Annotated in this window: 4 protein-coding genes and 1 pseudogene; 3 read left to right on the top strand and 2 right to left on the bottom strand. The window is 55.6% G+C overall.

The window, feature by feature from the left end; all coding sequences use genetic code 11:
* Positions 1 to 8: 8 nt before the first annotated feature.
* Positions 9 to 1712 carry a D-lactate dehydrogenase gene (gene dld, locus GVJ63_RS18305; protein ID WP_010260312.1) on the bottom strand — a complete coding sequence of 568 codons (1704 nt, stop codon included), beginning with the start codon at positions 1710 to 1712 and terminating at the stop codon, positions 9 to 11.
* Positions 1713 to 1867: 155 nt separating this feature from the next.
* Here dld and bglX point away from each other — a divergent pair, with 155 nt between their 5' ends.
* Together bglX and GVJ63_RS18315 are read left to right on the top strand one after the other, a co-directional pair.
* Entirely contained in the window at positions 1868 to 4165 is a 2298-nt protein-coding gene (gene bglX / locus GVJ63_RS18310; RefSeq protein WP_159227199.1) for a beta-glucosidase BglX, read from the top strand.
* 96 nt (positions 4166 to 4261) lie between these two features.
* Positions 4262 to 5137, top strand: a complete 876-nt coding sequence (locus GVJ63_RS18315; protein WP_124889802.1) for an oxygenase MpaB family protein — start codon at positions 4262 to 4264, stop codon at positions 5135 to 5137.
* 193 nt (positions 5138 to 5330) lie between these two features.
* Here the strand turns inward: GVJ63_RS18315 and GVJ63_RS18320 are convergent, their stop codons facing one another.
* Complete coding sequence (locus GVJ63_RS18320) at positions 5331 to 5933, bottom strand: LysE family translocator (protein ID WP_029519298.1); 603 nt, start codon at positions 5931 to 5933, stop codon at positions 5331 to 5333.
* Positions 5934 to 6098: 165 nt separating this feature from the next.
* On the opposite strand from GVJ63_RS18320, the pseudogene GVJ63_RS18325 reads away from it, so the two are divergent.
* Positions 6099 to 6171, top strand: a pseudogene (locus GVJ63_RS18325) (integrase); the annotation flags it as partial.

The raw sequence follows: 6171 nt of genomic DNA on the forward strand, positions 1-6171 counted from the left end.
TAAGGCGATTAAACCTGCTTCACCGCCCATCCCTTTTGCTTACTGGTTTTGCCAATCCCAGGATTGAAGCTGTTGGTGGGATCGAGCTGGCGATAGAACGCCGCCAGCTGCGGTTTGGCCTGATAAAGATGTCCGACGTTATGTTCAGCGGGATATTCCGCGCCCCGCGCCTGAAGAATCTCCAGCATCTGCGCTTTGAGCGCATGCACATCGACGCCTTTTCTGACGATGTAATCCTGATGAAACACATGACAGAAGAAGTGACCATAGTAGAGACGATGACTCAGCGAGGCGCGGATCTCATCGGGCAGGGTTTCGAACCAGTCCGCATCATTACGACGCAGGGCGATATCCAGCGCCAGAATGTCCTCGACCTCATCAGAATGCACCGCGTGGTAGCGCACCGCCGCACCCGCCGCTGCAAAGCGATGCAGAAAGGCGTGCGCACCTTCTTTGCCTTCACACTCGAAGAATTCGCCACCGCCTTCGCGGAAGTAGTCGCGCAGATAGTTACGCGCTTCCGCCACGCCGTCGCCAGACATCTTCAGCATCAGATGGTGTTCATATTTGTCGCGATACTGCTTCATGCGTTTCGGCAGATGCGCCGGAAACAGTTTACTCAGGCGCTGCAACAGGCGATCGCTGAAGTGCGGTTTAACGAAGGAGAGTTTGCTCAGCCAGGCATCAACCCGCCCCTTCAGCGTGAAAAACAGCGGCATCTTGTCGGTGCCCAGCTTGTCGATCATCAGGAAGGTATCTTTGCCATAGACTTCCGCAATGTCATAGATGTCGCGGTGCATATATTCGCCCGCCACCGGCAGATGGGTGAAATGCGCCAGCATGTGACGGCGAATATCGCTGAGAACACCGGGCTCGTTGGTGCCGATGTAAAACACCTGCTGCTGCGGTTCGCTGGCGAAGGTATCGAGTCGCACCGCGAAGACCGCCAGCTTCCCGGCACAACCGGAGGCTTCAAACAGGCGACGCGCATCGGCGTTATAGCGGGCGGGCGTATCCGCATCCACTTCACGAACCCGGTCGGCATATTCATGATCGGAGGCGTGACGGCCATCGTGCTGCACATCTTTGGGCTGCCAGCGGTCATCATCCAGCCGCCCCAGAATCTCTTCCGGTGACGTCCCAAGATCGATACCGAGATGGTTCACCAGCTTCAGTTTTCCCTGCGCATCAATCTGGGCAAACAGCGCCATTTCACTGTAGGCCGGTCCGCGTTTGATCAGCGATCCGCCGGAGTTATTACAGATGCCGCCCAGCACCGAGGCACCAATACAGGAGGAGCCAATCACCGAGTGGGGTTCACGCCCCAGCGGCTTCAGCGCTTTTTCCAGCTGATAGAGTGTGCTGCCGGGGAACGCCAGCACCTGCTGGCCTTCGTCGATCAGCTGAAGCTTATCCAGCCGCAGGGTGCTGACAATCACCAGCGGACGATCGTAATCGTCGCCATGCGGCGTCGAGCCTTCGGTCAGGCCGGTATTCGCCGCCTGCATCAGGATAATGACATCGGCATTCACCAGCGTTTGCAGTACCCGCCAGAGCTCCAGCAGCGTACCGGGAAACGCCACCGCCAGCGCCTCGCCTTCGCCGGAGCGAAAGCCTTTGCGATAGCGCGCGGTCTGTTCAGGTTCAGTCAGCAGATGGGTAGGGCCGACCAGGCGGCGCAGGTCAGAAAGCAGGGCAGAGGTTTGTATCATGAGCAATTCCCTTGTCTTATCAGTGCGTCCTAACTGTAGCACGTCAACTCACCTCAACGCAGTGTGACAGCGGCAGCTACCTGCTATTCTCATCTTGTGGCACACTGCCGCCTGTTTATTCGATATTGCGCAGTTACTTAAGAGAACCCAACCTGATGAAATGGATTTACTCTGTTAGTCTCGCTGTCTCCCTCGCGATGCAACCGGCATTGGCTGAGACAGTGCCAGGTAACCACCCGATGACCGAACAGGCGCGGGATGCCTTCGTCAACCAACTGCTTAAAAAAATGACGCTGGACGAGAAGATCGGCCAGCTGCGTTTAATCAGCGTCGGACCTGATAATCCGAAAGAAGTGATTCGCGACATGATTCAGAAGAGTCAGGTTGGCGCGATTTTTAATACCGTAACCCGTCAGGATATCCGCGCGATGCAGGATCAGGCGATGCAGCTCAGCCGCCTGAAGATCCCGCTGTTTTTTGCCTACGACGTTATTCATGGTCAGCGCACCATTTTCCCGATTCCTTTGGCCCTGGCGTCGAGCTGGGATCTGGATGCGGTGAAAGAGGTGGGGCGCGTCTCTGCCTATGAAGCGGCCGACGATGGCCTGAACATGACCTGGGCGCCGATGGTGGATGTCAGTCGTGAACCGCGCTGGGGCCGTGGCTCTGAAGGTTTCGGTGAGGATACGTATCTCACCAGCGAAATGGGTCGCAGCATGGTGCAGTCGATGCAGGGCAAAAGTGCTGCCGATCGCTACAGCGTGATGACCAGCGTGAAGCATTTCGCGCTCTATGGCGCAGTTGAAGGCGGACGCGATTACAACACCGTGGACATGAGCCCGCAGCGCATGTTCCAGGACTATCTGCCGCCCTATAAAGCTTCACTGGATGCAGGCAGCGGCGGCGTGATGGTGGCGCTGAACTCGATCAATGGCGTACCCGCCACGGCGGACAGCTGGTTGCTGAAAGATCTGCTGCGCGATAAGTGGAAGTTCAAAGGCATTACCATCAGCGACCATGGCGCAATCAAAGAGCTGATCAAGCATGGCGTCGCCAGCGATCCGCAGGAAGCGGTGCGCATCGCCCTGAAATCGGGTGTCGATATGAGCATGAGCGACGAATATTACAGCAAGTATCTGCCCGCTCTGGTGAAGAGCGGCGACGTCACCATGGCGGAGATTGACGATGCGGCGCGCCATGTGCTCAACGTCAAATATGACATGGGCCTGTTTAACGATCCCTACAGCCATTTAGGTCCGAAAGAGAGCGATCCGCAGGACACCAATGCGGAAAGCCGTCTGCACCGGGCTGAAGCGCGCGACGTCGCGCGTAAAAGCATCGTGTTGCTGAAAAACCGCCTGGAAACGCTGCCGCTGAAAAAATCGGGCACCATTGCCCTGATTGGTCCGCTGGCAGACAGTCAGCGCGACATTATGGGCAGCTGGTCCGCCGCTGGCGTGGCGAAGCAATCCGTTTCGCTGCTGCAGGGCATGCGCAATGCCACCGAAGGCAAGGCTACGCTGCTCTATGAGAAGGGCGCTAACGTCACCGACAACAAAGGGATTCAGGACTTCCTGAACCTCTATGAGCAGGCGGTTTCCGTGGATACGCGTTCACCGCAGCAGTTGATTGATGACGCGGTCGCCAAAGCGAAGCAGGCCGATGTGGTAATTGCCGCCGTGGGCGAAGCGCAGGGTATGGCGCACGAAGCCTCCAGCCGCAGCGACCTGGTGATCCCGCCGAGCCAGCAGAAGCTGTTAGCAGCACTGAAAGCCACCGGTAAGCCGCTGGTGATTGTGCTGATGAACGGACGCCCGCTGTCAGTGGTGAATGAAGATCGGATGGCCGATGCGATGCTGGAAACCTGGTTCAGCGGCACCGAAGGCGGCAACGCCATCGCCGATGTGCTGTTCGGCGACTACAACCCGTCGGGCAAATTGCCGGTTTCCTTCCCGCGTTCAGTGGGTCAGATTCCTATCTATTACAACCATCTGCCAACCGGTCGTCCTTACAACTTTGCTAAGCCGAACAAATACACGTCGCACTACTACGACGCGGCTAATGGCCCGCTCTATCCGTTTGGTTACGGCCTGAGCTATACCACTTTCACCGTGTCGCCGGTAAAAATGTCCTCACCGACCATGCCGCGTAACGGCAGCATCGAAGCCAGCGTAACGGTGACCAACAGCGGTAAACGCGATGGCGCGACGGTGGTGCAGATGTACCTCAACGATCCGGTCGCGTCCATCAGCCGTCCGGTGCAGGAGCTGCGTGGCTTTAAGCGCATCATGCTGAAAGCGGGCGAGTCGCAAACCGTGACCTTTAAAATCGACGTGGATGCGCTGAAGTTCTGGAACCAGCAGATGCAGCATGTTGCAGAGCCCGGCAAATTCAACGTGATGATTGGACTCGATTCCGTTCGTACCGAGGATGGGCAGTTCAACTATTTATAACCGTCAGCCTTTCCCCTGAAGTCAGGGGAAGGTGATGCGGCGCGTCGTTAGCGTCCTGCTACGGCGCGCCGCGTCATATCCACTATCAGAGCCGCTATGATTAATCTGCGTGACCGCATTCAGCAGCAGGTATTTCGCCTTAACGGCCTGTCGATGAATGAATTTGACCTCTCTCAACCGCCTGGCGATCCCGGCCTGTTTGGCCCGGACAGCGTGATCTGGCGCGTCCACGGTGACTTCACCTCCATGATGTGCGGCGGGATCAGCGCGCTGCTGTTGCAGATGCTGCATCCGGCGGCGCTGGCGGGCGTCTGGGATCACTCCAATTTCCGCGAAGATATGATGGGCCGCCTGCGGCGCACCAGTCAGTTTATCGCCGTGACCACCTATGGTAATTCGCAGGATGCACAGACGCTGATTGACCGGGTGAAACGCATTCACCTGAAAGTCAGCGGCGTTGATAGCGAAGGCAAACCCTATGCCGCCAGCGATCCGCATCTGCTGACCTGGGTGCATGTGGCGGAGACCAGCCGTTTTCTGGCCGCCCATCTGCGCTACAAAAATCCATACCTCAGCCGCGCCGGGCAGGATCAGTACTATCAGGAAGCGGCGCAGATTGCCGAAGCGCTGGGGGCGGAGCAGGTACCGAAAAGCGTTGTCGACGTCGCGGATTACCTGCAACAGATGCGTTCAGAGCTGCGCTTTGATCATCGCACTGCCGAAGTGACGCGATTGCTGATGAATGCCCCTGCACCCAGCTGGCAGGCAAAACCGGTGATGAAAATCATGCTGAAGTCAGGGTTCGGGCTGATGCCAGCCTGGGCGCAGGCAATGTCCGGTACGGAGATCGGCCGCTTTCAGCAGGCGATCATTGACCGGAAGATTAATGCGATAGCGGTGGGGTTAAGGTGGTCGATTCAGCGCGGTGCCTGGTATCGGGCGATGGTGCGGATGGGCAGGGATGTGGGGTGAGGGGTTCAGTTGTAAAAGGGTGGATTGCTGTAGCCCATAAAAGATTACGCAACTGGAGTAGTTGATATCTGCACCTGGATACGTGCTTTGTTAAGGCAGCCAATTTGTCGGAGTTAGGTACAATAGGCTGATTGAAGTAGATACCAACGTCCGCTTTGTGCCAGAAGCGGACATTTTTGCTAAAGGTGATGAGTTACTGGGTCAGGCTGTGCAGAGTAAAAGCAATGAGCAACACCCCGCCGGCAATGTTGACGTATTTTTTGAGCATTAATGGATTTGTTTTTTTTACTGAAAATATAAGTGTTTGACTGACAGCGAAAAGCCAAACGCTCATGACCACGACATGTACTGTGGCCAATGTCAGATAGTTGTAGACGCCTCCCTGTATCCCTGCGAACTGCGAAACGACTGTCAGATAAAAAATGATGGCTTTAGGATTCAAAATATTAGCTATCCAGGCCTCTCTTAAAGTCACCGAATGTTTCGTAACAGCAAGCCCGCTGGCATTTGACCTTATCCCGCTGCGGATGAGCATTGCTCCTAACCAGAGCAGATAGGCGGTTCCGAAAACTTTCAACACCGCAAAAGTTGCTGGAGACGAGATGATCACAGCGGTTATACCTAGCCCTATGAGAACCGCATGTGTGTATATACCCAAGGCTGTTCCGGCAAGCGTTCTGAATAGTCCTTTGTAACCGCCAGCCAGAGCTCCATTCATAACAAGAGTGAAGCTTGCTCCGGGGGACAGTGCAACAGGGAGTAGTGCTGGCATAAAGCCATAAAGGTTTATTTCCATAGGTTTTGGATATTAATTGATGCTCTACTTGATTTCCATTAAGGCGCTTCGCCAGAAAGTGATATTTAAAGCAATTGGAATATATAAATCTTTGCCAAAAAAGGTCCGCTCTTCGCTCATACGGGACACTCATAATCACATCTCCTGACCCAATGGAGATTGAACATGACAACATCCCCCTGGAACAAAAGCCGCATTATCGGCCAGAAACGGCCTCTTCAGATCTCTCATATCTGGG

Origin of the sequence: Pantoea sp. 18059 (assembly GCF_902706165.1) — a bacterium.
Lineage (GTDB): Bacteria > Pseudomonadota > Gammaproteobacteria > Enterobacterales > Enterobacteriaceae > Pantoea > Pantoea agglomerans.

Bases quoted from the DNA above. Each gene is read 5' to 3' on its own strand.
- dld (WP_010260312.1), bottom strand. From the start codon at position 1,712: ATGATACAAACCTCTGCCCTGCTTTCTGACCTGCGCCGCCTGGTCGGC.
- bglX (WP_159227199.1), top strand. From the start codon at position 1,868: ATGAAATGGATTTACTCTGTTAGTCTCGCTGTCTCCCTCGCGATGCAA.
- GVJ63_RS18315 (WP_124889802.1), top strand. From the start codon at position 4,262: ATGATTAATCTGCGTGACCGCATTCAGCAGCAGGTATTTCGCCTTAAC.
- GVJ63_RS18320 (WP_029519298.1), bottom strand. From the start codon at position 5,933: ATGGAAATAAACCTTTATGGCTTTATGCCAGCACTACTCCCTGTTGCA.